At 40.3% G+C, this 25,492-nt stretch carries 21 protein-coding genes, 1 pseudogene and 2 riboswitches; of the genes and pseudogenes, 14 read left to right on the top strand and 8 right to left on the bottom strand.

Going from position 1 to position 25,492, the window contains the following annotated elements:
- Positions 1 to 23 precede the first annotated feature (23 nt).
- A complete protein-coding gene (locus tag JOC77_RS12215) occupies positions 24 to 1,346 on the bottom strand; it encodes a (Fe-S)-binding protein (RefSeq protein ID WP_377337344.1) in 1,323 nt (440 codons plus the stop codon).
- Positions 1,343 to 2,755, bottom strand: a pseudogene (gene glcD, locus JOC77_RS12220) (glycolate oxidase subunit GlcD). The gene JOC77_RS12215 and the pseudogene glcD overlap by 4 nt, the downstream one beginning before the upstream one ends.
- Before the next feature lie 183 nt (positions 2,756 to 2,938).
- On the opposite strand from glcD, the gene JOC77_RS12225 reads away from it, so the two are divergent.
- Both JOC77_RS12225 and JOC77_RS12230 read left to right on the top strand, forming a co-directional pair.
- On the top strand, positions 2,939 to 3,100 hold the full coding sequence (locus JOC77_RS12225; RefSeq protein WP_204543674.1) for a hypothetical protein: 162 nt from the start codon (positions 2,939 to 2,941) through the stop codon (positions 3,098 to 3,100).
- Complete coding sequence (locus tag JOC77_RS12230; protein ID WP_204543675.1) at positions 3,100 to 3,264, top strand: hypothetical protein; 165 nt, start codon at positions 3,100 to 3,102, stop codon at positions 3,262 to 3,264. Before JOC77_RS12225 ends, JOC77_RS12230 begins: the two co-directional genes overlap by 1 nt.
- A 537-nt stretch (positions 3,265 to 3,801) precedes the next feature.
- Here JOC77_RS12230 and JOC77_RS12235 read toward each other — a convergent pair.
- Together JOC77_RS12235 and JOC77_RS12240 are read right to left on the bottom strand one after the other, a co-directional pair.
- The gene (locus JOC77_RS12235) at positions 3,802 to 5,550 is read right to left on the bottom strand and encodes a B12-binding domain-containing radical SAM protein (RefSeq protein ID WP_204543676.1); all 1,749 of its coding nucleotides are present in this window, start codon (positions 5,548 to 5,550) and stop codon (positions 3,802 to 3,804) included.
- 638 nt (positions 5,551 to 6,188) lie between these two features.
- On the bottom strand, positions 6,189 to 7,241 hold the full coding sequence (locus tag JOC77_RS12240; RefSeq protein ID WP_204543677.1) for an acyltransferase family protein: 1,053 nt from the start codon (positions 7,239 to 7,241) through the stop codon (positions 6,189 to 6,191).
- 287 nt (positions 7,242 to 7,528) lie between these two features.
- Between JOC77_RS12240 and JOC77_RS12245 the strand changes: the two genes are divergently transcribed.
- Positions 7,529 to 9,715 (top strand): PAS domain-containing sensor histidine kinase, encoded by a 2,187-nt coding sequence (locus JOC77_RS12245; protein WP_204543678.1) that lies wholly within the window; start codon positions 7,529 to 7,531, stop codon positions 9,713 to 9,715.
- 2 nt (positions 9,716 to 9,717) lie between these two features.
- Positions 9,718 to 10,218: a methylated-DNA--[protein]-cysteine S-methyltransferase gene (locus JOC77_RS12250; protein ID WP_204543680.1), complete on the top strand. Its 501-nt coding sequence runs from the start codon at positions 9,718 to 9,720 to the stop codon at positions 10,216 to 10,218.
- Positions 10,219 to 10,603: 385 nt separating this feature from the next.
- Here the strand turns inward: JOC77_RS12250 and mtnA are convergent, their stop codons facing one another.
- The 3 genes from mtnA to JOC77_RS12265 form a co-directional block, all read right to left on the bottom strand.
- The gene (gene mtnA / locus JOC77_RS12255; RefSeq protein ID WP_377337378.1) at positions 10,604 to 11,653 is read right to left on the bottom strand and encodes an S-methyl-5-thioribose-1-phosphate isomerase; all 1,050 of its coding nucleotides are present in this window, start codon (positions 11,651 to 11,653) and stop codon (positions 10,604 to 10,606) included.
- 19 nt (positions 11,654 to 11,672) lie between these two features.
- A complete protein-coding gene (gene mtnK, locus JOC77_RS12260) occupies positions 11,673 to 12,878 on the bottom strand; it encodes an S-methyl-5-thioribose kinase (protein WP_204543683.1) in 1,206 nt (401 codons plus the stop codon).
- Positions 12,879 to 13,057: 179 nt separating this feature from the next.
- Positions 13,058 to 13,205: riboswitch (SAM riboswitch) on the bottom strand.
- Positions 13,206 to 13,292: 87 nt separating this feature from the next.
- Positions 13,293 to 14,078 (bottom strand): carbon-nitrogen family hydrolase, encoded by a 786-nt coding sequence (locus JOC77_RS12265; RefSeq protein WP_204543685.1) that lies wholly within the window; start codon positions 14,076 to 14,078, stop codon positions 13,293 to 13,295.
- Between the two features lie 115 nt (positions 14,079 to 14,193).
- Here JOC77_RS12265 and JOC77_RS12270 point away from each other — a divergent pair, with 115 nt between their 5' ends.
- From JOC77_RS12270 to JOC77_RS12295, 6 genes are all read left to right on the top strand, one after another.
- Entirely contained in the window at positions 14,194 to 15,369 is a 1,176-nt protein-coding gene (locus JOC77_RS12270; RefSeq protein ID WP_239558730.1) for a pyridoxal phosphate-dependent aminotransferase, read from the top strand.
- Between the two features lie 197 nt (positions 15,370 to 15,566).
- Positions 15,567 to 15,718, top strand: a riboswitch (SAM riboswitch).
- Positions 15,719 to 15,806: 88 nt separating this feature from the next.
- Positions 15,807 to 17,054 carry a 2,3-diketo-5-methylthiopentyl-1-phosphate enolase gene (gene mtnW, locus JOC77_RS12275; protein ID WP_204543687.1) on the top strand — a complete coding sequence of 416 codons (1,248 nt, stop codon included), beginning with the start codon at positions 15,807 to 15,809 and terminating at the stop codon, positions 17,052 to 17,054.
- Positions 17,051 to 17,710, top strand: a complete 660-nt coding sequence (locus JOC77_RS12280) for a 2-hydroxy-3-keto-5-methylthiopentenyl-1-phosphate phosphatase (RefSeq protein ID WP_204543693.1) — start codon at positions 17,051 to 17,053, stop codon at positions 17,708 to 17,710. The genes mtnW and JOC77_RS12280 overlap by 4 nt, the downstream gene beginning before the upstream one ends.
- On the top strand, positions 17,710 to 18,345 hold the full coding sequence (locus JOC77_RS12285) for a methylthioribulose 1-phosphate dehydratase (RefSeq protein WP_204543818.1): 636 nt from the start codon (positions 17,710 to 17,712) through the stop codon (positions 18,343 to 18,345). The genes JOC77_RS12280 and JOC77_RS12285 overlap by 1 nt, the downstream gene beginning before the upstream one ends.
- 11 nt (positions 18,346 to 18,356) lie before the next feature.
- The gene (locus JOC77_RS12290) at positions 18,357 to 18,890 is read left to right on the top strand and encodes a 1,2-dihydroxy-3-keto-5-methylthiopentene dioxygenase (RefSeq protein ID WP_204543695.1); all 534 of its coding nucleotides are present in this window, start codon (positions 18,357 to 18,359) and stop codon (positions 18,888 to 18,890) included.
- Between the two features lie 956 nt (positions 18,891 to 19,846).
- Positions 19,847 to 20,089 (top strand): aspartyl-phosphate phosphatase Spo0E family protein, encoded by a 243-nt coding sequence (locus JOC77_RS12295; RefSeq protein ID WP_204543697.1) that lies wholly within the window; start codon positions 19,847 to 19,849, stop codon positions 20,087 to 20,089.
- 84 nt (positions 20,090 to 20,173) lie between these two features.
- Here JOC77_RS12295 and JOC77_RS12300 read toward each other — a convergent pair whose 3' ends face one another.
- Entirely contained in the window at positions 20,174 to 20,902 is a 729-nt protein-coding gene (locus JOC77_RS12300; protein ID WP_204543699.1) for a ZIP family metal transporter, read from the bottom strand.
- A 337-nt stretch (positions 20,903 to 21,239) separates the two neighbouring features.
- Between JOC77_RS12300 and JOC77_RS12305 the strand changes: the two genes are divergently transcribed.
- The 4 genes from JOC77_RS12305 to JOC77_RS12320 all read left to right on the top strand — a co-directional run bounded on the left by JOC77_RS12305 (position 21,240) and on the right by JOC77_RS12320 (position 25,491).
- A complete protein-coding gene (locus tag JOC77_RS12305) occupies positions 21,240 to 21,689 on the top strand; it encodes an Lrp/AsnC family transcriptional regulator (RefSeq protein ID WP_204543701.1) in 450 nt (149 codons plus the stop codon).
- A gap of 314 nt (positions 21,690 to 22,003) precedes the next feature.
- Entirely contained in the window at positions 22,004 to 22,945 is a 942-nt protein-coding gene (gene nikB, locus JOC77_RS12310) for a nickel ABC transporter permease (protein ID WP_204543703.1), read from the top strand.
- 89 nt (positions 22,946 to 23,034) lie between these two features.
- On the top strand, positions 23,035 to 23,934 hold the full coding sequence (locus tag JOC77_RS12315; RefSeq protein ID WP_204543705.1) for an ABC transporter permease: 900 nt from the start codon (positions 23,035 to 23,037) through the stop codon (positions 23,932 to 23,934).
- A gap of 18 nt (positions 23,935 to 23,952) precedes the next feature.
- The gene (locus JOC77_RS12320) at positions 23,953 to 25,491 is read left to right on the top strand and encodes an ABC transporter substrate-binding protein (protein ID WP_204543706.1); all 1,539 of its coding nucleotides are present in this window, start codon (positions 23,953 to 23,955) and stop codon (positions 25,489 to 25,491) included.
- The last annotated feature ends 1 nt before the right edge of the window (position 25,492 follow it).

Here is a 25,492-nt window from a genome sequence, read left to right on the forward strand (position 1 = left end):
CAAAATCGGTTTGGTGGAAAATTTCACTGAACCGCTTCTAATAGTAGATCGGCAATATGCACAGCTTCCATTTGGTCCGACATGCCTTCTCTTACTATGCCGAGCTTCATCTGGAGCAGGCATCCTGGATTAGCCGTTACAACTGTATCAGCACAAGATGCTTTGGTATGACCCATTTTTGTATCCAATATTCTCATAGACATTTCAGGTTCCACAATATTATATATTCCTGCCGATCCGCAGCAGCTTCCGGCATCCTTCATTTCTTTAAAGGTGATGCCGTTTATGCGGCTTAATAGCAGTCTTGGTGCACTAAAGGTTTTCATAACATTCCTGAGGTGGCAGGAATCCTGATAGGTCACAATTTGATGATCAAGCTTTAATTCAGCCTTTTTATGAAAATCTAAATCGACCAGGATCTCAGTAAAATCTTTTATTTTTTCCGTGAACTGTCTTGCCCGTTCGGCCCACTCGGGGTCCCCGGATAATAAATGATGATAATCAATAAGGAAGGCGCCGCATCCGCCTGCATTCGTGATGATATAGTCTACATTTAACTCTTCGAACGCTTGAATATTTTTTTTGGCAAGTTCTATTGATCCCTGTTTTTCTCCGCTATGTCCGTGTAAAGCACCACAGCATGACTGGTCTTTAGGAATAATAATTTCACATCCAGCAAGCTGCAGTAATTTCAGTGTCGAGTTATTTGTGTCCATAAACATGGTTTCCATCAAGCATCCGCTGAAAAAGCCTACCCGTGCGCACTTCTCTCCAGCAGGTTCTAAATATCGAGGACGATTCATCATATCCTTCTTTGAAGGAACCTTTGGCAAAATCTGTTCCATAGATGCAAGATGTACAGGGAACAGCTTCATAAAACCAATCTTGCGCACGATTGTCTGCAGCCCGGATTTTTGGTAAAAACCCAGCAGTCCAGTTACCGTCTGCATTCGATCCTGGTGAGGAAATAAACCTTGAAAAATAGCTTTGCGAATCGTGTTTACCGGAAGTGAGAGGTTTTTATAATCCTGAATGATATCTCGGGCTTCTTCCAGCAGATGTCCATATTTTACTCCGGCAGGGCACACCGGTTCGCAAGCCCTGCATCCAAGGCATAAGCCCAAGGATCGGTCAACATCATCATCCCATTCGATCATTCCATCCCTAACAGCCTTCATTAATGCTATTCTGCCTCGGGGAGACTGTGCTTCATCATAGCCAGAAGTAATATAAGTAGGGCATGCTGGCAGGCAAAAACCGCATCGCATACAATTTAACAGTTCATCTTCATCCATCCGCTCCCTAAAACCTGTTTGTATCGCATATTTCTCTTCTAGTGCAGTCAATTTGAGATCACCACGCGTTTTCTTGATTCTTTAGCAAAAATTTTTCCTGGATTCATAATGTTAAGAGGATCAAATGAGCTTTTAATTGCTTTCATCGCTTCAATGCCGGCGGCTCCCAGTTTTAATTCAAGAAAGGGTGCTTTCATTTCTCCGACTCCATGCTCTCCTGTTATCGTCCCTCCAAGAGAGACCGCTTTTTCAAAAATCTCAGCAAATGCTTTTTAAACCCGTTCAATTTCTTCTTGGTTTCTTGAATCTGTTGGGCATGTCGGATGCAGGTTTCCGTCACCGGCATGGCCAAATGTACAAATGTTTACATTGTATTTTTCAGCTATCTCGTTAATCGCTCTTACCATATTTGCGATCTCTGATCTAGGCACGGTTGCATCTTCTAGTATGGTTGTCGGTTTCAGCCGGGCGAGGGCAGATAGAGCCGAGCGGCGGGCAGTCATCAGGGCATTCGCTTCTACTTCGTTCTGGGCTATCTGGACTGAGACAGCCTCGTTCTGCCTGCATATTTCTGCTATGAGTGATATGTGCTTTTCCACCAGATCGGGTGGTCCATCCTGTTCAATTAATAACACCGCTTTTACATTGGTAGGAAGTCCAACCTTCGCAAAATCCTCGACTGCTTCAAGAGTTGGCTGGTCCAGAAATTCCAGAGTTGCTGGGATAATTTTATGAGCAATGATTTTGGAAACCGACTTTGCAGCTGCTTCCAGATCCTGATATAGGGCCAGCATTGTCTGTTTCGTTTCCGGCATGGGAATCAGTTTTAATGTTGCTTCGCTAATGATGCCAAGGGTACCTTCTGAACCGACAAATAGACGAGTCAAATCGTATCCGGCCACATCTTTGGCAAGTTTTCCTCCTGTCCGGATGATATCCCCATTGGGAAGAATAATTTCCAGTGCCATTACATAATCCCGGGTGACCCCATATTTAAGTCCTCTTAAGCCTCCGGAATTTTCATTAATATTTCCTCCAATGGTTGAAATCTTCATTGAACTGGGATCAGGGGGATAGAAAAGATTTTTCTCCTCCACCGCCAAAATTAAGTCCTGCGTGATGACACCCGGCTGTACAGTCACAGTTAGATTTTCTTCATCAATTTCTAGAATTTTGTTCATGTGTTTAAAAAGCATTACAATTCCACCATGAGTAGGGCAGGTTCCAGCACATAAATTTGTTCCCGATCCTCTTGGTACAAGAGGAATTTTGTATTTACTGCAAATTTTTACAATGCTTGCTATTTCGGCTGTATCCCGCGGACTCACTACAGCGTGGGGCATGGCCTGAAATTGCGGGGTGGCATCATAGGAATAGACAAGGCACCCGGCCTTTGAATCATCAAAATTCTCATGACCTACCACTGAGACAATCATTTTCTTGACTTCTATCGGCAGCATAAACATCCTCCGTAAAAAACATATGTTTTATTAATTATACAAAATATCAAAGGCTCTGAAACGAATTTTCTCTGAATAAATCCTTTTTTAATGAAATTTTATTTCATTTAATTCGCTGTCCATACATTAGCAGGAATAACCTATAGCTATTACGAGTCATTCTAACGATAAGGAGGGATATGGATGCCGAAAAGAAAAGCAGAATACGATGCAGCCGTAAAAACGAGCAAAACCCCAAGAAAGAATTTGCAGGAGGCCGAATTTTCAACGGAATATGCACATGGTGAGAATCCGATGAAGGGTGCAAACCGAAATTCAAAACAGGGAAGAAAGGGAAGATTATAGTGGAACAACATGTTCGTTATCAAAGAAAAGCCGGCTTGTCAGGCATACGGGAAGAATTCGGTACAGAACTGACCGGTGATATGAATGCATCAAAATTGTACGAAACTCTGCAAGTAGCCCATGACAAGAACACGGATAAAGAAAATTATAACAAGAATGAATAAAGGAGCCAGCGTTAAAGGCTGTGTGAAAACCAAAACCATTCAAATTCCAGAAAATGCGTAAGAACATAAAGAAAAAGCTGAAGGAGTTTTTCCTGCAGCTTTTTCTATACATATATACAGTCTGTACCGGCTCACCTGCCTCTTTCAATGGGGAACAGAATCTCTTACATAAGAGCAATACGGGGTAATCAGTTCTTAGTATAAACAGGTATAATTCATACACAAAACCTGATGAATCTCAAAATGATTGCAAATCTTTATCAAGATCATGACAATATGAAAAAGATGGTTACTTCTTCCCGGTTTTTCGTTCATGTATCAGTTTGTTTAAACTATCATCTTCCATTCGTTTTAGCCTTCAGATTCTAAGGAAAGTTGAAGGTTCTGCTCAGGCAAGATTAAGTAAAACAGCGCCTTTTGTGAATGCCCGGCAATCATTACTGCCTCATTTGATTCACAAACTAATAGCGTTGAAAAATCCCCCTTGAAAAAATCAAGAGGGATGGAATGTAAGAAGTATGAAAATTGCTTAAGCTATTAGCTCACACTTTCTTTCATTCCTGATTCAGAAAGAGTGAACAGTTTCGCACCTTCTCCAGATGGCTGGAAGTAGGCAACTAATATCGTCGGTGCTTCCGTACCCCGATCGAGATTGAACGAAACTTTTTCGAGCATTGTATGTTTATGAAGATCTTTCTCGCTTAAAGATAATTGCTCGAACTCTTGCCCCAGCAGTCCAGGGTTGTTCAAAATTTCTTTATAAATCAAACTCCTGTCTTCTTTTGACAGACTGGTTTCCCACCATGGCTTTCTTGGCTTATACTTATGGCTGGATAAATAATCATATTTCATAAGGCTTTCAATTATATCAAGGTCAATATTCTGCTTTGAATGAAGAAACTCATTAAGCCTCTTAAATAAATCTTCCAGCTGGTGGCCGATACGGGACCAGCCTTTATTTTCCCAGAACTCGCCAAATTCCTGGAAGAAATCAAATGGAGAAGGAAAAGCTTTGGAAACTAGATATTCAATGGTATGATCCATCCTATGGTCATTCCAGTATTTTTCAAGAACATCCTCCACTTGTTTAATCCTGACAATATCATCAAAGCTGAGGATATTATTTCCAAGAATTTCGTAAGGCGACTGGTCCATGAAAATGTAGCCATGCCTCTCTGCGCTAAGCCTTAAGCCTGTTCCTCTAAGCATTTTTAAGAAACCAAGCTGCAATTCTTCAGGCCTTAATGCAAACACATCATTGAAAGTCTTTTTAAACGTGTTATAGTCTTCTTCCGGAAGTCCAGCAATTAAATCCAGATGCTGGTCAATTTTCCTGCCGTCTCTAACCATGTTCACGGTACGTTTAAGCTTTTCCCAGTTCTGCTTCCGCATTACCAATTCATTAGTCGGGTCATTGGTGGATTGGACGCCAATCTCAAATCTGAATAATCCTTTTGGTGCATTTTGGTTAAGGAATTCAATGACTTCAGGCCTCATAATGTCACCGGTTATTTCAAACTGAAATACAGTTCCGGGCAGATGCTCATCAATTAAAAACTGAAACATCTCCAGTGCATAGCTGCGGCTGATGTTGAAGGTGCGGTCCACAAACTTCAAGGTCTTGGCGCCATGACTCATCAAATATCTAATATCATCTTTAATTTTTTCCCTGTCGAAATATCTTACTCCTACTTCAATAGAAGAAAGACAGAATTGGCAGCTAAAAGGGCAGCCTCGGCTTGTTTCCACATAGACAACTCTTTTCGCTAAATGTGGAAGATCTTCCTCAAATCTGAATGGAGATGGCAGCTCACGCAAATCTAGCTTTGAAGCCTGCGGCTGTATGATGTTTTTTTCAGCTTTACGATAAGCAAGACCCGGTATTGCCGTATAATTCTTCTCGCCGTGCAGCTGATGAAGCAGGTTTTTAAAGGTAGCTTCTCCTTCTCCTATTACAATAAAATCAACTTCTGGGATTCTCGCCAGCCACTCATTGGTGTCGTACGTTACCTCTGGCCCCCCCAGAATAATAATAAGCTCCGGCTTTATTTTTTTTAATATGGAGATGACTTTAATGGTTTCTTCGATATTCCATATATAACAGCTGAACCCTATAATATCCGGGTTTTTATTGTATAAATCTGAAACGATATTAATAGTAGGATCCTTAATGGTATATTCACAAATATCGACATTGAAATCCGGTGCAGCATAAGCTTTTAGATAGCGGATGGAAAGACTCGTGTGTATATACTTGGCATTTAATGTAGTACAAATAATATTCATGTGTTCTGCGCTTAGAAACGCATGACACTCCTCTCAAATATAATAAGATTAAACTAACTTCTAATTATATCATTTGAGCAGAGAGTTTATACCTTAATAAACGAAATATATAGTTGAACATGCTGGAAAGGTTTGTCTTTTTCTGCTGAAGAATTTGGAAGTCTAAGCAAGGGCTGCTTCTCGAGTTAATTAATTACGTGCAGTGAAGGTAAATCTAGTGAAGGACTCAAGCAATCGGCTGTGAGAGCATTTATGAGCGAAACACGAAACGCGGGGATGCTTAATCTCGGTATAATGGAAGGAAAGAAGAAGCATTTAGATGTATACAGAGGAATTGAGCGGGTAAGCGGCACAATCCTATAGAATAGCACTATTTATTACATAAGGAAACTAATGTCGGGTAAACGATTCTATTCTTTAAATTTGATGTAAATCCTTAGTAAAGCTCATAAATTTTTTACTGATTTTTGTGATGGCGCATTCTGACGTAATTAATTTTGTATCTGATGATTCATTTTTTTTATCCAGTGTAATGATTATATCGGCGATACATGCTTTGTCAGGAATTTTAGCAGTACCTTCAGATAAGTAAATCTGATCAAAAAAAGCGTCTCCCAATAAGAAAGACGCTAAAGTTATCAGCCATGAAATGGCTTCCTGAGCTGGTTTTTAAAGAAATGTGCATAAACCTTTATCTTTACGCTTAATTGTTTAAGTTTTGTTGTTTTTAACTCAATCATGGGCTGTGCCATGGAAGCGATGAAATCACTCGAGAGCATGATGGTCAGAATCAAAGAGATTCCAGCGAGCATAATAAAGTTTTCTGCATCGGTGAATAGGCTGTGAACCTCGCTCGCTTTAAAGAATTTAATGAAGAATCCATGAAGAAGATATACATATAACGTTTGTTTTCCCCAATTAGTGAAGAAGAATTTTTTGTTTGGTACGAATGAGAAAAAGCTGAGTACCATCATTAAGCTGAGACCGTATAAACCAAGTCTCTTAAACATTGAAAAAATACTCGTTTCTTCGAGCTGGGCATAGGGCTTTGAACCAAGCAGCCATTTATAATCCATGTCTTTGTTTACGTAAAACCATATAAATACGGCCGCAAACGTTATTGCTGATACAACCCTGGCGCGATTGCTCATTAATTTCTTGATATCATCTTTACCAAGATGATATCCAAGGAGGAAAATAGGGAAGAACACAAGAGTTCTCGATAAGCTTAGGAAATTAGAGATTTCATTAATATATCCGGCCGCTAGTGCCAATCCTAATGCCACTCCCAGCCCAGTCCATCGCTTAAGTCTGGCAAATAGGGGAAGCATTAAATTCCAGCAGAATAAACTGATTAAAAACCACAGTGCCCATTGCGGGTCGAAAAGATTAAAAGTAATCTCTGACTTATTGTACAAATAATAATAGTAAATCGTATAGATGATCTGGAAGATCAGATAAGGAAGAATTAATTTTTTTGCCAGTTTTCCGGCATAGCCTTTTTCATATATTCCCTTCGCAAAGAAACCAGATACTAGTATGAAGCCGGGCATATGGAAAGTATAGATGACTTTATATATGGTATAGATTATTTCATTTTGTTCGATATACGTCCTCAACAAATGACCAAACACCACAAAGACCATTAAAATGAATTTAGCGTTATCGAAGAAGTAATCGCGCTGTTTCATAGCTTCCTCCAATTTTAGGCTTTATCGATTATTTCGATTCTTTCTAGCTTCTTTACCCGCTTTGAAAATGAAAAAACGTTTAATTTGCTATTGGCAAGTTTTACTGATATCAGCTTTAAAACTATATTCTCCTATCTTTGAGCTGTTTTTAAAAGGAGTTTAGCGAAATTAGTTATTATTTCCTGTTTTACTGCAAATGAATAGGATTTTTGTAAAAGAATGTAGAACTAGTACCTTTAAGAAAAGGTTTCAGTAATACTTTTACTTCGATTTTGCGGAGGGGTTTTATGTCTAATACTTTGGAGACAGACGCTCTACATGAGTGCCAGTCAGAACTAAATTCTTTAAGGCAGCAGATTAAAATGTATTATGATTTTTTTGGAGTCATTTCTGATGCCCTTATTATAGTTAATAAAGATAACAAAATAGTATATGTGAATAACCTGGCCTGCAGTTTATTTATGCTGCGGGAAAAAGAGCTGTTTCATCTCAATCTTGATAGATTCCTGCAGCTAGTACCAAAAGATATACTGGACTATCAAACAAATATGCTTATTAAAGAAGGTGTATTTACAGATGAATGGACAATTAAACTGGCAGACGGCACTATTAAATATGTAGAATATGTGGCGACACTCGATCGTCTGGAAGAAAAACGGATTTATCGGATTAAAGATATAACCACTCAAAAACGGAAAGAACAGGAACGGAATATTTCCGTTCAAATGTTTGCAGATCTGTTTAATCAGGCTGTGGATAATATCGTAATCTATAACAAAGAAGGAATTATTGTAGATGTGAACCCATCCTTTTGCCGGACAGTAGGGGAATCAAAAGAGCATTTAGCAGGAAAATATATTGATGAGTTTGTGTTATCTGACTATTTGAATCGCTGGCAAGAGGGAAAACTGGAAGTGGATCAGGAGGGTTCTGTAAAAGGGGAAGTTGTCTTTACCCACAGCAAAGGATATACACATTATGAATATACAACAAGCACAAATATGTTAAACGGCCTTTACATGAGCATCATGAGGGATGTAACCGAAAAGCTGAGCATAGAAAAACAATTAAAAAAGAGTGAAAGGAATTTCACAGACCTGTTTGAACAGGTATTGGATGCTATAGTATTTTGGAATAAGGATGGTGAAATCCTGCATGTTAATCATTCAGCCGCCAAAATTTTTGAAACAGACAGAGAAGATTTAATAGGATTGAAATTAACAGATTTTGTCCTAACAAAAGATGCACGTTATTATTTTCTTCTTAATGAGCTGTTTGAAAAAAAAGCCATACGTGCTGAAACGTTTTTTTTAATGCCAAATGGCCAGCGGAAGCTTCTGGAGTTTACGTCCAGGCTCCATGATGAAGATGATCATATTATTACGATCTTCCGAAATGTCAGCGAAAAGTATCAAATGGAATTGCAGCTTCGCAAGAGTGAGCAAAAGTTCAGAAAGGTTTTCGAAGATTCTATTGATGGCTTGATTTTGTGGGATAGTTCAGGAAAAATCGCTGATATAAATGAATCAGGATTGAAAATATTAGATATTCCTCAGAAAATGTCTGCTCGTTCGGTGTATGATTTAATTAATTTACAGCCTGAGAATGCCAGGAATTTCGAACAGTATTTAAATGAGTTGAATCAAAATGAATTCAGCAGTACCATTATTCCAATTCACTTTAAAGATGGTATTATTAAGCATATTGAATTTTCAACCCGGATCAACACAGGTCTTAGCCTTACTGTGTTCAGGGACGTTACGGAAAGGCTTGAAATGCAGGAACAGCTGAGGAAATCTGATACCCTTAATGTGGTGGGTGAACTGGCTGCCGGTATAGCCCATGAAATTAGGAATCCAATGACTGCACTAAAAGGTTTCATTCAGCTTCTTCAGGGAAGCATACAGGATGATTTCTCTACATACTTCCGAGTGATCACTTCTGAATTGCAGCGAATAGAAACGATTATCACTGAATTTCTGGTACTCGCGAAGCCTCAGGCAGTAAAGTTTCTTCAAAGGGACATAAATGCAATTTTAATAGAAACGATTGAACTCTTAACAGCTCAGTCCTTGATGCAGAATATCCAGTTTGAGACTTGTTACAATAGTGAAATAGAAAATATTTATTGCGAAGGCAATCAGCTGAAACAGGTGTTTATTAACATTATTAAAAATGCTATAGAAGTGATGCCAAATGGCGGAACGATCAAAGTGGAAACTGATACATATAAGGAGAAGTATGTGTGCATATCCATAAGCGACCAGGGCCAGGGTATTCCTGAAGAAAAAATAAAAAAACTGGGAGAGCCCTTTTATACAACGAAAGAAAGAGGTACAGGCCTCGGACTTATGGTAAGCTATAAAATTATAGAAGAACATAAGGGCTGGATAGATGTTGAAAGCAAGCTGGGTTCAGGTACGACTTTTCGCATCTTCCTGCCGCTTGATGGACGCCGGAAGGGGAGTCTTTAACATTGTATTTTTGGAGAACCTATCATCATCCTTTAATCGGTGATTTATTTTTCATAGGAACAGAGTCAGGCTTGACTGGAATTTTCCTAGGGGAAGAACTATTTACTAAGGCTAAAACAAAGTTTTCTCCTGAATATAAGAAAGAACACGGTCTATTTGATCATCTTAATGATGCCCTGGAGCGTTATTTTGCGGGTGAAGATATTCGGTTTGATGTGCCTCTGCAGATTGAAGGAACTTTATTTCAAAAAGCAGTGTGGGAGTATATGCGTATCATCCCTTACGGAGAAACGAGATCCTATAGTGAGGCAGCTATTGCCATTGGAAGACCCAAAGCTGTCAGGGCAGTAGGGCAGGCAAGCAGGGTGAATCCTTTCCCGATCATCATTCCATGCCACCGGCTCATAGGAAAGAATGGTTCTTTAACTGGATATGCTGGCAGTAAAACCGATTTAAAAAGAAATCTTTTACATTTGGAAAGTACTTCCGGCTTACTGTTTTAACACCTAAAGTTCAATCCCCTTATTTTTAAATAACATATTTCCAAGGTTTGATCAGTGAGTATGATCAGCTCATAATGTATCTAAAAAAAAATAGGCTCTTTTCTTAAAGATTGTTGTTATTTAATAAGTTTTACAAAGTCATCTCATTGTTAAATTAGGTTGATTGGAGCGTAAGGTGCGAGACTCCTGCGGGAGCAGCGGGACAGGTGTGACCCCGCAGGCAAAGCCGAGGAGGCTCACCGCCCGCCCCGCGGAAAGCGAGCATCCTGGAGAGGAAATCAACCTCCTTGTTCGATAGCAACAAAGTTTGCGAAAACAGCCAAAAATAAAACGGTTTACATGATCCCTATTTGAAGGACTTAATGTAAACCGTTTTATTTTATATTTACAACGTTATATGTTGGTGAATATTTTCTTCATAATCAGGATAGATAATTCCTTTTTCGGTAATGATGGCTGTTATTAACTCATTAGGAGTCACATCGAATGCCGGATTGAAGACTGCAACATCATTTGGAGCAATTCTAGTGTTCCCGATATGAGTAATTTCTTCTTCTTTTCTTTCTTCTATTGGAATGATTTCGCCTGTTGCTAAAGTCAAATCAAAGGTGCTCGAAGGAGCGGCAACATAGAATGGAATCCCAAAGTGCTGAGCCAGCACCGCAAGACCGAATGTCCCAACTTTATTGGCCGTATCTCCGTTTGCAGCTATACGGTCCGCGCCGACAATTATGGCGTTGATCTCTTTGGTTTTGATCGTATGAGCAGCCATGCTGTCAGTAATAAGAGTTACATCAACACCAGCCTGCATCAATTCCCAGGCTGTAAGGCGCGATCCTTGCAGAACAGGACGTGTTTCACAAGCGTAAACCTTTAAAGGAATATTTTTTTCTATTGAAAGGTGAAATGGAGCCAGGGCTGTACCATACCGGGCCGTTGCTATGCCGCCTGCATTGCAGATTGTCATTACCTGGCTTCCGGGCTTAAGTAAGGATAGGCCATACTCGCCAATTTGCCGGCAGGTTTCTTCATCCTCTAAAAAGATTTTTAGTGCCTCGTGCACAAGATTTGTCTTTGCCTCGTTAACTGTAGTTGACTCAATCAATACAGATTCCATTCGATTAAGAGCCCAGAAAAGGTTTACAGCAGTAGGTCTTGAAGAGGCAAGGTAGGATATAGATTCTTTTACTTTTGCTATAAATACTGGGAAATGTTCTTCATTTAATGCATTGGCAGCCAGGGCAGCGCCAAAAGCAGCAGTGATTCCGATTGCAGGAGCGCCTCTAACTTTTAAGGTAACAATGCTATCAAAGACATCTTCGAGGGTATAAAGATCCAAAAATTCAGTTTTTAAAGGAAGTTCTTGCTGGTTTAATATAGTGATATGTGTTTCATTCCATTGAATGGAATAAGGAATGTTTAATTTTTGCATGATGTATCTCCTCCTGCGGCAATTAAGATAAGCTGGCAGCAAGCAATTGGTCTTTTACTATCGTTGTTAACGATTCAATCTTTGCTTCCTGTTGTCTATTCATGATCAATGCTCTGCCTAGCTGAAGAGCGGTCTTTTTTGCAAGGATGCGTTCACCTTCATTCGAAATGCCGTCTAAATCTTCAACATGAGCAAGGCCGATTGTTCTACGGATTAACTCACAACCGGCAAAGCCAAGAGCATCTGTAAATATTTTCTGAAGGGTATACTCTAAATAGCCTTCTGTCTTACAATACACCTCTTTGCTTTCCTGTTTCCAAAGCGTGGAAAATTCGGCTTCAAAGGTCAGCCATACATCGTGAAGATGCGTAAAAATGACTTCTTTGGAACTACCTTTCCTAGTGATAGCCTGAAACAGAAGGTTAGCAAAATATAGGCCTAAATCAAAACCTGCCGGACCGTAAAAAGCGAATTCAGGGTCTATTACTTTTGTTTCCTGGGCGCCTGCAAATATACTGCCGGTATGCAGATCTCCATGAAGAAGGACTTCCTGTTCAGTCAAGAAGCTCTTCTTAAGCTTAGCAGCTTCAAGCTTAAGCCGTTCATCAGACCATAAATTCTTCACAGCTTCAGTGAGCGCCTTTTCAAAGTCATTGGTTTCCGCATCAAAAAAAGGATCTGTGAAGACTAGATCTTCGGTGATTTTACACAATTCAGGGTTGGTAAACTGCTTAGCAAAATCTTTCTTTTTACCGGGCTCTAAATAAAAGTCGGATGTATAGAAAAAAGTTTTAGCTAGATATTGGCCAATATGTCTGGATAGGAGAGGATACTCTTCACCTGCAATAAGACCTTTTCTTGAAATTTTCAGATAGGATAAATCCTCCATCACTGTGACAGCCAGCTGTTCATCCGAATAGTAAACTTTAGGCACCAATTGCGGGCAGAAGCTGCCGAAGATCTTCAGCGCGTTGGCTTCAATAACCGCACGTTTTAAAGTGAGCGGCCAGCTTTCGCCGACAACCTTTGCATATGGCAGAGCCTGTTTTATAATGACGCCCCTGTTAGATGAAGTGTCTGCGATATGGAAAACATAGTTTAAATTGCCGTCTCCGATTTCATTACATGTAAGAACACTATTTTCAGTAAATAATCCTAATCTGTTAACAAGTGCGATTGCAGAACTAGAATTTAATGGTTCATATATTGGCTGTATCTTATCTCCCATCTTAACCTACCTCCTGGATATAATGCGGATGCGAAACTCCGCGTTCAATTTCTTAAAAAACTATAGTTTTAAAAGGGTGCCCGTTCATGTGAACCTGGCAGAAATCGATAAACTATAACGCAGAAACATAGAAAAGCCTCTTTCTCACAAAGAAAGAGGCTGGAAGATTGGCTTCGCACCTCTTATCTGTCAGAAAAGAAAATTTCTGCAGGAATTAGCACCGTGCCTTAAAAGTACAGGCGAATAGATCGCCCCATTTCACAATGGTATTACGGTCGGTTGCTGGGCTTCATCGGGCCTTATCCCTCAGCCTGCTCTTGATAAGAGTTATTTAAATAGTTTGTATATTGTTCGTTGTGAATCATACCAATTTTGAAAATATTTTGTCAACCATATTTTTGAAAAAATATCCTATTATTTATAAAATTCAGTTCTTCTGTCCTGGAAAACAGGAATCAGTTTGCGTACTTCATCTACTTTTTTCAGCTCGATTTCACCTTGCAGGATCTGCTCCTGATCTCCCGCTTCTGCCAGCACTTCCCCCCATGGGTCGATAATCATGGAGTGACCTGCAAATTCGTTCTTTGGATCAGATCCGGAACGATTAACTCCCACTACATAAGCCTGATTTTCGATGGCTCTGCTTATTAACAAACTTCTCCAATGGGCAAGTCTTGGCTTTGGCCATTCTGCAGTGACGAAAATAACCTTTGCCCCTTTCGAGGTATGAGTGCGTATCCATTCCGGGAACCGGATATCATAGCAGATGAAACCTGCACACAGCTGATCGTCTAATGAGAAGAACCCATCTTTATTTCCCGGCTGCAGAAAATGATGCTCATCCATCAGCTTAAATAAGTGGAGTTTATCATATTGCTTGATTTCTTCTCCATTTTTATCGATGACTAAAAGGGTGTTGAACACTCCTTCATCCGTCTTACTCGCTACAGAGCCTCCGATTATATGGAATTTAAATTGTTTCGCACATTTTTTTAAAAAGGACAGAGTTTCCTGTGCATTTTCATCGGCTATTTCATCGAGCCTTGTTAAATCATATCCGGTTGTCCAAAGCTCCGGCAAAATAACAACATCGGGAGAATCTTCAGCAGCCCTGCTTAACATAGCTTTTGCATTTTTATAATTAACTTCAGGATTCCCAAACGATATATCCATTTGAATACAGGCGATTTTCCAGTTCATTCTAACACCCCAGCTTCAATTAATCTGATAATTTCACAGTTTATCTTTACTTTCTTACTTTTACGATATATCATTTGTGATTAGATTTTCAAGAAATTTCAGAGAAGGTGAATTTATGATTCAATTCGAAAAATCCGAATTATTAAAAGCACTTCCTAAACAGTTCTTTGCTTCACTTGTAGAAAAGGTAGGAGCCATTACAGCTGAAGGGCATGACGTGATTAATTTAGGGCAGGGTAATCCAGACCAGCCAACTCCCGATCATATTGTCAGAAGACTTCAGGAGGCTGCCCAAAACCCGATAAACCATAAATATTCTCCCTTTAAAGGCTATTCATATCTAAAAGAAGCTGCTGCTAAGTATTATAAGCGGGAGTATGGAGTTGATATCGACCCTGACAAAGAAGTAGCCATATTGTTTGGAGGGAAGGCAGGACTAGTGGAATTGCCGCAATGTCTTTTAAACCCGGGTGATACAGTACTTGTCCCGGATCCCGGCTATCCTGATTATTGGTCAGGGGTTGCCATGGCAGGGGCGCAAATGGAATATATGCCTCTTCTTGAAAAAAACGACTTTCTCCCTGATTATCCATCTATATCCAAAGATACATTAGAAAAAGCAAAGCTCATGTTTTTAAATTATCCAAATAACCCAACAGGAGCTATTGCAAACTCGAAGTTTTTTAAGGAGACTATAAATCTTGCACAGAAACATTCGATTTGCGTGGTCCATGATTTTGCCTATGGAGCAATCGGATTCGATGGCAGTAAACCGTTGAGCTTTATGCAGTGTGAAGGTGCGAAGGATGTTGGAATCGAAATTTATACTCTTTCAAAAACCTATAACATGGCTGGCTGGAGGGTAGGTTTTGCCGTTGGGAACTCTAGTGTGATAGAGGCCATCGAGCTTATTCAAGATCATATGTATGTAAGTCTGTTTCCTGCTGTACAGGAGGCTGCAGCTGCGGCATTGCTGGAATCCCAAGAATGTGTAGATCAGCTTGTAGACACCTATGAATCTCGTAGAAAGGTGTTGATTGAGGGGCTGAATGAAATTGGCTGGGAGGTATCAGCGCCAAAAGGTTCATTTTTTGCCTGGCTGAAAGTACCTGAGGGCTTTACGTCAGAAGCATTTGCCGACTATCTGCTTGAGCATGCTCATGTGGCAGTTGCTCCAGGTATTGGGTTTGGGACATATGGTGAGGGCTATGTCCGCACAGGCCTGCTTACGACAGAGGACAGGCTCCGCGAAGCAGTGGACCGAATCAGGGAATTGAAGCTGTTCAAATAAGGATTATTTGCGGCAGGTGATGGCTAAGCCGCTAAATAAAACCGAAAAGGAACGCAAATTAATCGTTCCCGAATAATCTAACAATTCTTATTTTATAAAAATTTTAGATTGACATCACCAAAAATAACTGGCATAATCCTAATTAATTTGAATGAAAACTTTTAAATTATGTAATTGTTAAAATATGAATATGCATATTCTTATTGTGAGCAGGTGGAGGGGACTAGCCCGATGAAGCCCGGCAACCGACCGTAATTCCATTGTGAAGTGGGGCGATCTTATATCGCCGGAATTTATATTCCTTAAGGCACGGTGCTAAATCTTGCAGCTTAAAGCTGAGAGATAAGAAGATGGTGTCTATCAGCCTCTTCTTATGAAGAGGCTTTATTTAATGTTAGGGAGCACACGATAGGGCTGTTTTTAAGGAGAGGTATTGAATGAGTGAAGTTATTGCTACATATTTGCTGCATGATGCAAAGGGGAATCCCGAACATAAAGCTGAAGGAGTTGCGCTTGGCTTGACTGTTGGGACCTGGACAGATATGCCCGCCCTGCAGCAGGAGCAGCTAAGAAAGCACAAAGGAAGAGTCGTTTCAGTTGAAGCTTTGGAAGAGTCAGAGAAAGCAAACCTTTATTTCGGTAAAAGAATGGGCCGCGCCCTAATTAAAATAGCCTATCCTGCCTTGAATTTTTCGAATGATTTACCTGCCATTTTAACAACTGTATTCGGTAAATTATCACTTGATGGAGAAATTAAACTTCTCGATTTGGAGTTAAAGGATGAGCTAAGGAAAGCATTTCCCGGACCCCGTTTTGGCATAGAAGGGATCAGGAGCTTAGTAGATGTAAACAACCGCCCTTTGGTGATGAGTATTTTTAAAGGAGTGCTTGGAAGAGATCTTCAGTTTCTAGAGAACCAGCTGAAGGAACAGGCACTTGGTGGAGTTGATGTGGTAAAAGATGATGAAATTCTTTTCGATAATCCTCTTACCCCATTCGAAGAAAGAATTAAGCTAAGCCGGAAGCTATTAACCTCTGTTTTTGAAGAAACAGGCCATAGAACTCTTTATGCCGTTAATCTATCAGGAAGAACATTTGAGCTTATTGACAAAGCAAAACGAGCTGCTGATGCAGGAGCTGATGCATTGCTCTTCAATGTCCATACCTATGGCCTCGATGTACTGCAGGGCTTGCGGGAGCACCAGGATATAAAACTGCCAATTATGGCGCATCCAGCTTTTAGCGGAGGTTTAACTGCTTCAGCTATTTATGGAGTATCAAATTCCCTGCTATTAGGGAAATTAGTGCGCTATGCGGGTGCGGATTTCTCATTATTCCCTTCGCCATATGGCAATGTGGCTATACCAAGGGCGGAAGCCTTAGCAATTGGAGAAAACCTGACCGTTCCCGAGAACGAATGGAAAACCAGTTTTCCTGTACCATCTGCCGGTATTCACCCTGGTATGGTTCCTAAGTTGGCTGCAGATTTTGGAATTGAGAGTGTTATCAATGCCGGCGGCGGCATCCATGGGCATCCCGATGGAGCCCGCGGAGGCGGAAAAGCATTCCGCCAGGCGGTCGATGCTGTCTTAGAAGGACAGGATCTTGAAAGGTATGCCAAGGATCACAGCGAACTTAGAAAAGCTTTAGAGCTATGGGGAGGTGTACCTGCGGGATTAAAATGAAGCCAATTATATTTTGTGACTTTGACGGAACCATTACAGATTCCGATAACATAATATCCTTAATGAAAACTTACGGTCCTGAAGGCTGGGACAGCCTGAAGGATCAGGTGCTTAACAAGGAGATCAGTATAGCAGAAGGTGTAGGAAAGATGTTCTCCCTTTTGGAAAGCGGCCTGAAACAAGAAATCATTGACTTTGTGGTAAGGGAAGCCAAGATACGGCCTGGGTTTAAGGAATTTGTAAATTTTGCGAAGGAACTTCAAATACCTTTCTACGTGGTAAGCGGCGGCATCGACTTTTTTGTCGAACCAATGCTAAAGGATTATATCCCTTTTGAATCGGTGTACTGCAACCGAGGCATTTTCAGCGGTGAGTTCATTCAAATTGAATGGCCTCATTCCTGTGATGAACACTGCGAAAATGGGTGCGGCTGCTGTAAGCCTTCTATAATGAGGGAAATTGCCGATGATTCTTATTTTCAAATTGTCATAGGAGATTCCATTACAGATCTGGAAGCTGCAAAACAGGCGGATTTAGTTATAGCTAGAGATTTTTTAATAGAAAAGTGCAAAGAAGAAGGCATTCCTTATCAACCCTTTACTACATTTTATGATTGCATAGATATTCTCACAAAAGAGCTGGGGGTTAAGGTGTGATGGATTATAAAGATAAATGGGAAGAGCTTGCTGACATTAAGGATGAACTGGCTGCCAGGGACTGGTTCATGGGTACAAGCGGAAATCTTTCAATACGTGTTTCCTCAAATCGTTTTCTCGTAACCGCAAGCGGTAAAGACAAACGAAAAAGAACAAGCGAAGATTTCCTGCTAGTAGATGAAAATGGTCAGGCTGCAGAAGAAACCCATTTAAAGCCATCCGCAGAGACTCTTCTGCACACAGCGGTATATAACCGTACCTCGGCCGGCTGCATTCTTCATGTCCATACAGCCGAAAACAATGTCATCTCGGAACTGTATGGCGGCCGCGGTGAAATTATTTTTAAAGGACAGGAAATTATAAAAGCTTTCGGCAAATGGGAAGAAGATGCTGAGTTAAGAATGCCGATCATTTATAACCATGCCCATATCCCAACACTTGCAGATGAATTTTCTGCACATATTGAAGGCAATTCCGGTGCGGTTTTGATTAGAAATCATGGAATTACAGTTTGGGGAACCTCCGGATTTGAAGCTAAAAAGCTGCTCGAAGCATCAGAATTTCTGTTCCGCTATGAGCTTCTGCTTAATCAAAGCCGTTCTGCCCAAGCTTTAAATCAAACTATAGCGAATTAGGAGGAAATAGAATGGCAACAATTACAATTCATGGATCAAATGAACACATTGAAAATCAAGAAAGCGTAATCAAATTTTTAGAAGGGCAGGGTGTTATTTATGAAGAGTGGGACATTAATAAACTGCCTGAAGATTTAAGAGAGAAGTTTGCTCTCAGCGATGAAGAAAAAGCTCAAATTCTTGAAAGCTTTAAAGAAGAGATAGCTGATATTTCAGCACGCCGAGGCTACCAGGCTCAAGATGTCATCTCCTTGTCTGATTCAACGCCAAACCTTGACCAGCTTTTGACAAACTTTAAACAAGAGCATCATCATACAGACGATGAAGTTCGCTTTATTGTCAGCGGTCATGGGATTTTTGCGATCGAAGGCACAGACGGTGTCTGGTTTGATGTAAACTTAAATCCTGGAGATTTAATAAGTGTTCCTGTCAATACCCGCCATTATTTCACCTTACAGGAAGACCGTAAAGTAGTCGCTGTACGAATCTTTGTAACAAGCGAAGGCTGGGTCCCTATCTACGACAAAGAACAACTGCAAGCTTGAAAGCGGAAAGCGGTCCGGAGCGATAGTGGAGGAGCTACCTGACAAGCATAAGACGAGCAGGCCGTGAGATGCGCTTTTTCTTCATGGACTGATTGGCTTATGTCTCGAAGGTGGCAGCTTGGAGCTGGACAACACCAAAAATCGAAGAACGGTGCCTTTCAATAAAGATACCTTGAAGCACCATGAACATCTTAATTAATAAAAAAGAAGAGTCATAAAGAAAGGCAGACATCTGACAGGCATAAGAAAAGCGGTGGTAAAAGGCCGATTTTGCCTTTTAACGGCGATTGGCTTATGACCGAAGGTGTCAGTTCGCAGCTGGATTACACCAAAAAGCGAAGAACGGTGCCTTTCAATAAAGATACCTTGAAGCACCATGAACATCTTAATTAATAAAAAGAAGAGTCATAAAGAAAGGCAGACACCTGACAGGCATAAGAAAAGCGGTGGTAAAAGGCCGCTTTTGCCTTTTAACGGCGATTAACTTATGACCGAAGGTGTCAGTTCGCAGCTGGATTACCCGAAAAGCGGAAAGCGGTCCGGAGCGATAGTGGAGGAGCTACCTGACAAGCATAAGACGAGCAGGCCGTGAGAAGCGCTTTTTCTTCTCATGGACTGATTGGCTTATGTCTCGAAGGTGGCAGCTTGGAGCTGGACAACACCAAAAAGCGAAGAACGGTGCCTTTCTTCATAAATAGCTAAGCACAGAAATTTTAAACAAACCACAAAGGGATTGGCACAGAGCCATCCTTTTTTTTTATCGTCTGCCTATGCAGAAATTATCAAATACAGGATAAAGACAAAGGGTTATAATGTCGAAATCCCGAAGAAGACAAAGAGATTTATGATGGTTTTTAGCTTTTTATGTCTATTATTGCGAATCTATTTACAATGCCTTTATATATTGTAATAATGCTATAGTATTATATTAAAAACTAGGAGGAAGCAGGTTAATCATGAACTCTTATACCTTACAAAAGATGCAGAATGATATCCAGCTGAAGAGAAGTGAAATGATAAAATCTGCAAGAGAGAACGGATTAACTCATGCACGAACTATTGAAAACAGCCAGGAATTAGACGAGCTGATCAATGAATATCTTTCTATCGAGCATACGGAAAAAAAAGAGGTGCGGCTGTCTATTCAAAGTATGGTTGTGATATTGCCGGAAAATTTTTCTGATATAAGGCTTGTCTAACTATTTCTTTCAGTTTATATATATGGAATAACGAAAAACCTTGCTGACGCAGCAAGGTTTTTTCGGTATTGGAAAATGCAGAAATTACAACTGGAGCAACAGTACCATGAATAAGATACCGATAATAAAGGCATATGTGGAAGTAGTTTCGTTTCCGTCTCCATGACTTTCGGGAATTAATTCTTTATAAATGATAAATAGCATCGCTCCAGAGGCAAATGCCAATCCGTATGGAACTAAAAATTCTATAAAAGAAGTAAGGCTGTAACCTATCAGTGAGGTAACGATTTCAATAGCCCCTGTGAGGGTAGCTATAATAAAGGCTTTAAATTTATTGATTTTTTGGTTAACCAGAAATAATGCCACCAGGAGACCTTCCGGTGCATTTTGCAGCCCGATAGCAAGTGCAATCAAGTTACCTGTGCCTTCAATATTAGAGGCATAACTTACTCCGACGGAGAGGCCCTCAGGAATGTTATGAAGTGTGATGGCAGAGATGATAAGGAGCGCTTTTTCATCAAATACGATCCCGCTCTTTGAATGCTGCAGGTCAATGTGAGGAATATTTTTTTCCAGAAGGGTCAGAGTTCCAACACCCAAAAACATACCTATAGATAAAGCCAAAAAACCTCCTGATTCCATAGACTGAGGTATTAAACCGAACATGCAGGCTGCCATCATGATGCCTGCCGTTAAAGCAAGAATCACATCCCGCCATTTATGAGTGATTGATCCCGGCAAAAAAAGGATTAATAAGGCACCCAGTCCTGTAGACATCGCTGATAAAAAACTTCCGATTAGTACTTGAGTCATGACCTTCTCCTTTAAGCAGATAAGTTAAAATGCTTTATTTTAGTATGCATTTTAGCGAGGGATATCAAAACTGCTAAGTATTTTATCCTAATTATGTTTGGTGATGTTTAGATGATAACACAATACCCTATTCAAACGAAATTAGACTTGTTACCATGTTTTATGCTGATTTGAGCATGGATTGGGAAAATTAGCTTCTTGCTTTAAAATAAAATGGATGTCTGTCAAAATAGCAGAAGATAGCGGGCAGGATAAGGCATTTGAAAATTTTATTGAATTTTCAAATAAAATCTGATAAAAATAAAGATTACAAATTAAAGGACTAAGTGGTGAGATAATGAAAATAGATGAAACGGACCGTAACATCCTCAGCCTGCTGACTGGTAATGGGAGAATGTCTTATGCAGATATAGGAAAAGAGTTAAATCTTTCGCGAGTAGCTGTACGCGAGCGTGTCCATCGGATGGAAGAGACGGGAGTTATAGAAAAATTCAGCGTTGTCATTAATTCTGAAGCAGTCGGCAAAAAAGTGTCAGCCTTTTTTGAAGTTGATTGTGAACCAGCCTTTCTAGTTTCCGTTGCCGAAAGCCTGGCTAATAACCCAAGCGTTGCCAGCTGCTACCAGATGACTGGACCTAGCACGCTCCACATGCATGTACTTGTAGAGGACTTCGCCTCTCTTGAGAAGTTCATTAATAATGAGCTTTATGCGGTGGAAGGGATAAGCCGTGTAGAAAGCCAGATTATGCTGAGAAGATTTAAGAGCCGGACAGGTTTGAAATTATAGTCCTATACATATCGGCAGGTATTGCTTAAGCTGCCCTCTGGATAGATGCCGGAGGGTATTTTTTATGCTCATGAACCTAAAAAAATAGGTTAATGTCCTCTTTTTTAAATGTAATCGGATTCATTGTTAAAACGGTTCCATATACCTATTGGAAAATTGTCAGAATATATATTAAAATCTAAAAATACTTACTTTATATTACGTTTGTAAGAATTAATTACATATTTAATTTACAAACGGAAGGTGAAATGAGTTTTTATTGTTTTTTGGTATTCAGTCTCTTTAGAATTACGCTTGAAAAAGGGGGAAGAAAGTTGCTTGGGTTAATAATCAGGAGAATGCTTCAGCTGGTGCTGCTGTTACTAGGGATTTCCTTTATCGTCTTTATGAGTATGCATATTGCGCCAGGCGATCCAGCTAATATCATCGGGGGACCAACTGCGACAAAAGAAGACATTGCAGGCATTAGAGAAAACCTTGGGCTGAATAAGCCAATTCTTGTTCAATATTTTGACTACATAAAAGGCGTTATCCAAGGAGATTTCGGCTTCTCTTTCCAGACAAAGGAGTCCGTTTCAGAGGCCTTAATGAGCAGATTTCCAAATACGCTTAACCTCGCAGTTGCCAGCATTATCGTAGCGGTTGTAATTGGTGTAACAGCTGGAATCATATCAGCCTTAAAACATAATTCCTGGTTTGATGGTGCGGCAACAGTCATATCCTTAGCGGGAATTTCGATACCAAATTTTTGGCTGGGAGCGATCCTTATTTTAATATTTGCCGTCAATCTGCAGTGGTTTCCAGTAGGGGGGCTGACAGAACCATTCTGGACGATTGAAGGCATGAAACAGCTTATCCTTCCAGCGATAACTCTTGGAACTGGTTCAGCAGCTATGATCGCCAGAATGAGCCGTTCAGCAATGCTTGAAGTTATAAGAGCTGACTATGTAAGAACGGCAAGAGCCAAAGGGGTAAAAGAAAAGTCAGTGGTTTTAATACATTGTCTGCGCAATGCGATGATTCCAGTGATTACAGTTATAGGTTTGAATTTTGGATTTTTACTTGGGGGAACCATTATTACTGAACAAGTTTTTGCAATCAATGGTGTAGGCAGACTGATGATTGAATCAATAGCTGCAAGAGATTTTCCGATGGTACAGGGCGCCGTACTTCTCGTGGCTACACTTTTTGTTCTTGTAAATTTGGTAGTAGATCTTGTTTATGCCTTCATTGATCCGCGGATCAGTTTTGATTAATACAAATACCAAAACCTTATTATAGGCAGCATTCTTAGAGGTTAGAAGTGAAAAAGGAATCTAAGCAAAGTAAGAAGGAGGAACGATCCATGTCTGCAGAGACAGCAAGCCATGCTGTTACAGTCCTGCCGAAACAGAAAAAGGACTACGCCATCATTAGTACAGCAAAGAGATTGGTTAAGAATAAAGTGGCAATTATAGGGCTTTTCATTATTTTTATTCAAATACTGCTTGCGGTTTTTGCCCCATTATTTGCAACACATGATCCAGTGAAACAAAATCTTTCGATGGCCGAACTAGGGCCGCTGACTGAAGGACACTGGCTCGGGACTGATAACTACGGCCGTGATATGTGGAGCCGGCTTGTTTATGGAGCGAGAATATCATTATTTGTAGGTATTGGAGCAGTAGTATTAGGCCTCGCTGGAGGAATAACACTGGGCTTGCTCTCAGGATATTACCGCAGGCTTGATGGAATTATTATGAGAATAGTAGATTTATTGTTTGCGTTTCCTGGAATCTTACTTGCCATGCTGATTATCGCAATCCTGGGCACAAGCCTGGCAAATGTCATTATTGCAATCAGTATTTGGTCCATACCTACTTGTGCAAGGATTGTGCGCGGAAGTGTTCTTTCTATTAAAAAACAAGAATACATACTTGCCATGAAATCCCTTGGGGCAAGCGATATGAGAATCATGATTAAGCATATCCTTCCAAACTGTATGGCACCGATCATCGTTTTCGCGACCATGAGGATGGCTACTGCCATACTTTCGACGGCTTCATTAAGCTTTCTGGGATTAGGAGCACAGCCGCCGACACCAGAATGGGGAGCGATGATTTCAGCAGGACAGGATTTTATGTGGACATCCCCTCATATGATTATCATCCCAGGTATTGCTATTATGTGTGTTGTATTTGCCTTTAATGTTGTGGGGGATGCACTCCGCGATGCATTAGATCCAGGCATGAATCTCGAAAATTAACTATTAGGAGGAATAATAATGAATCGATCTTTAACTAAATGGCTGACACTTCTTTTAATTTTGACCTTCGCTTTAGCTGGGTGCAGCAGTAACTCTTCATCAGGTGGAAGTGCTAAAGGAGTTTCTGCTCAGGAAGTCACGTATGCCACAACATCAAAGGTGGTTGGTTTATCTCCCATTTTAACTAACGATTCTGTATCATCATCCGTTACAGAGCAAATTTATGAGACACTTTTCTACCGCGATTCAAAAACAAACGAAATTAAAGGGCTGCTGGCGGAAAAGGCCGAAAACCCTGACCCGAACACATGGGTTATTACGCTAAAAAAAGGCATTGAGTTTCAAGACGGCACTGAGTTTAATGCAGAAGCTGTAAAATATACCTTTGATAAAATTAAAGATCCTAAAACAGCTGCACCGCGTGCATCTCTTCTAGAACCTATTCAATCAATTGAAGTGAAAGATCCTCAAACAGTTATCTTAAAGACTGAAAAACCATATGGCCCGATGCTAGCAGCTTTAACTCACTCAAATGCTGCCATTGTAAGCCCGGCTGCAGATAAAAAGCAGGATCTGATGAAGGACCCTGTTGGCACCGGTCCTTTCAAATTCAAAGCAAAAGAAAATGGTGAAGATATTGTTTTAGAAGCAAACAAGGATTACTGGCAGGAAGCTCCTAAGCTGAAAAAAGTAACATTTAAAGTGGTTCCTGAAATTACTACAGCCGTATCCATGCTGCAAACTGGAAAAGTTAACTTCCTTGATAATGTTACAGCAGAGCTTTTACCTCGTGTAGAAAAATTAAACAATGTAAACATTGAAAAGAAAGCTGGTACTCCAGTTTATTATCTGGCCTTTAATATGGAAAAAGAACCTATGAACAACCCTGAATTTCGTAAGGCAGTGGCTTATGCACTTGATACCGAAGGATATGTAAAGAAGCTTCGCGGCCTTGGAGTCAAGTCAAGCTCATTCATTGGACCGGAACTATTTGGCTACGATAAGTCTTCAGAAGATAAAGCTATAAAATTTGATTCTGCAAAAGCAAAAGAAATTGTAAAAGCAAACGGATTTGACAAGCAGCAAATCACACTGTTAGCTGCAAATACAGCCGGCTATATGAATATGGCTGAAGTGTTTCAGGCTCAGCTGTCAGAGGCTGGAATGAAAGTGAAGATTGAAACACTTGAATGGGGTACGTATCTAGAAGCATCTCAAAATGGGAAATTCGATTTAACTGTGGCTGGCTGGTCCAATGTTACTGGAGACGGGAGTGAACTCTTATTTCCTAGACTTCATTCAAAAAATGCAGGAGCTACAAACGTTGGACGCTATAAGAATCCTGAGCTGGACAAGCTTATTGAACAATCCCGCTCAACCGTTGATCAAAACGAACGAAAACAATATTTAAAGCAGGCAAACGAACTTGTCCTATCTGATCTGCCTGTTATTCCAATTTATCATGGTGTCGCATCTATCGCTGCAGATAATTCTGTAAATGGAATAAATCTTGAACCTACTGGCCAATGGAGTCTATATAAAGCAGAGAGAAAGTAGG

Source organism: Peribacillus deserti, from assembly GCF_016909175.1.
GTDB classification, from domain to species: domain Bacteria; phylum Bacillota; class Bacilli; order Bacillales; family DSM-1321; genus Paraperibacillus; species Paraperibacillus deserti.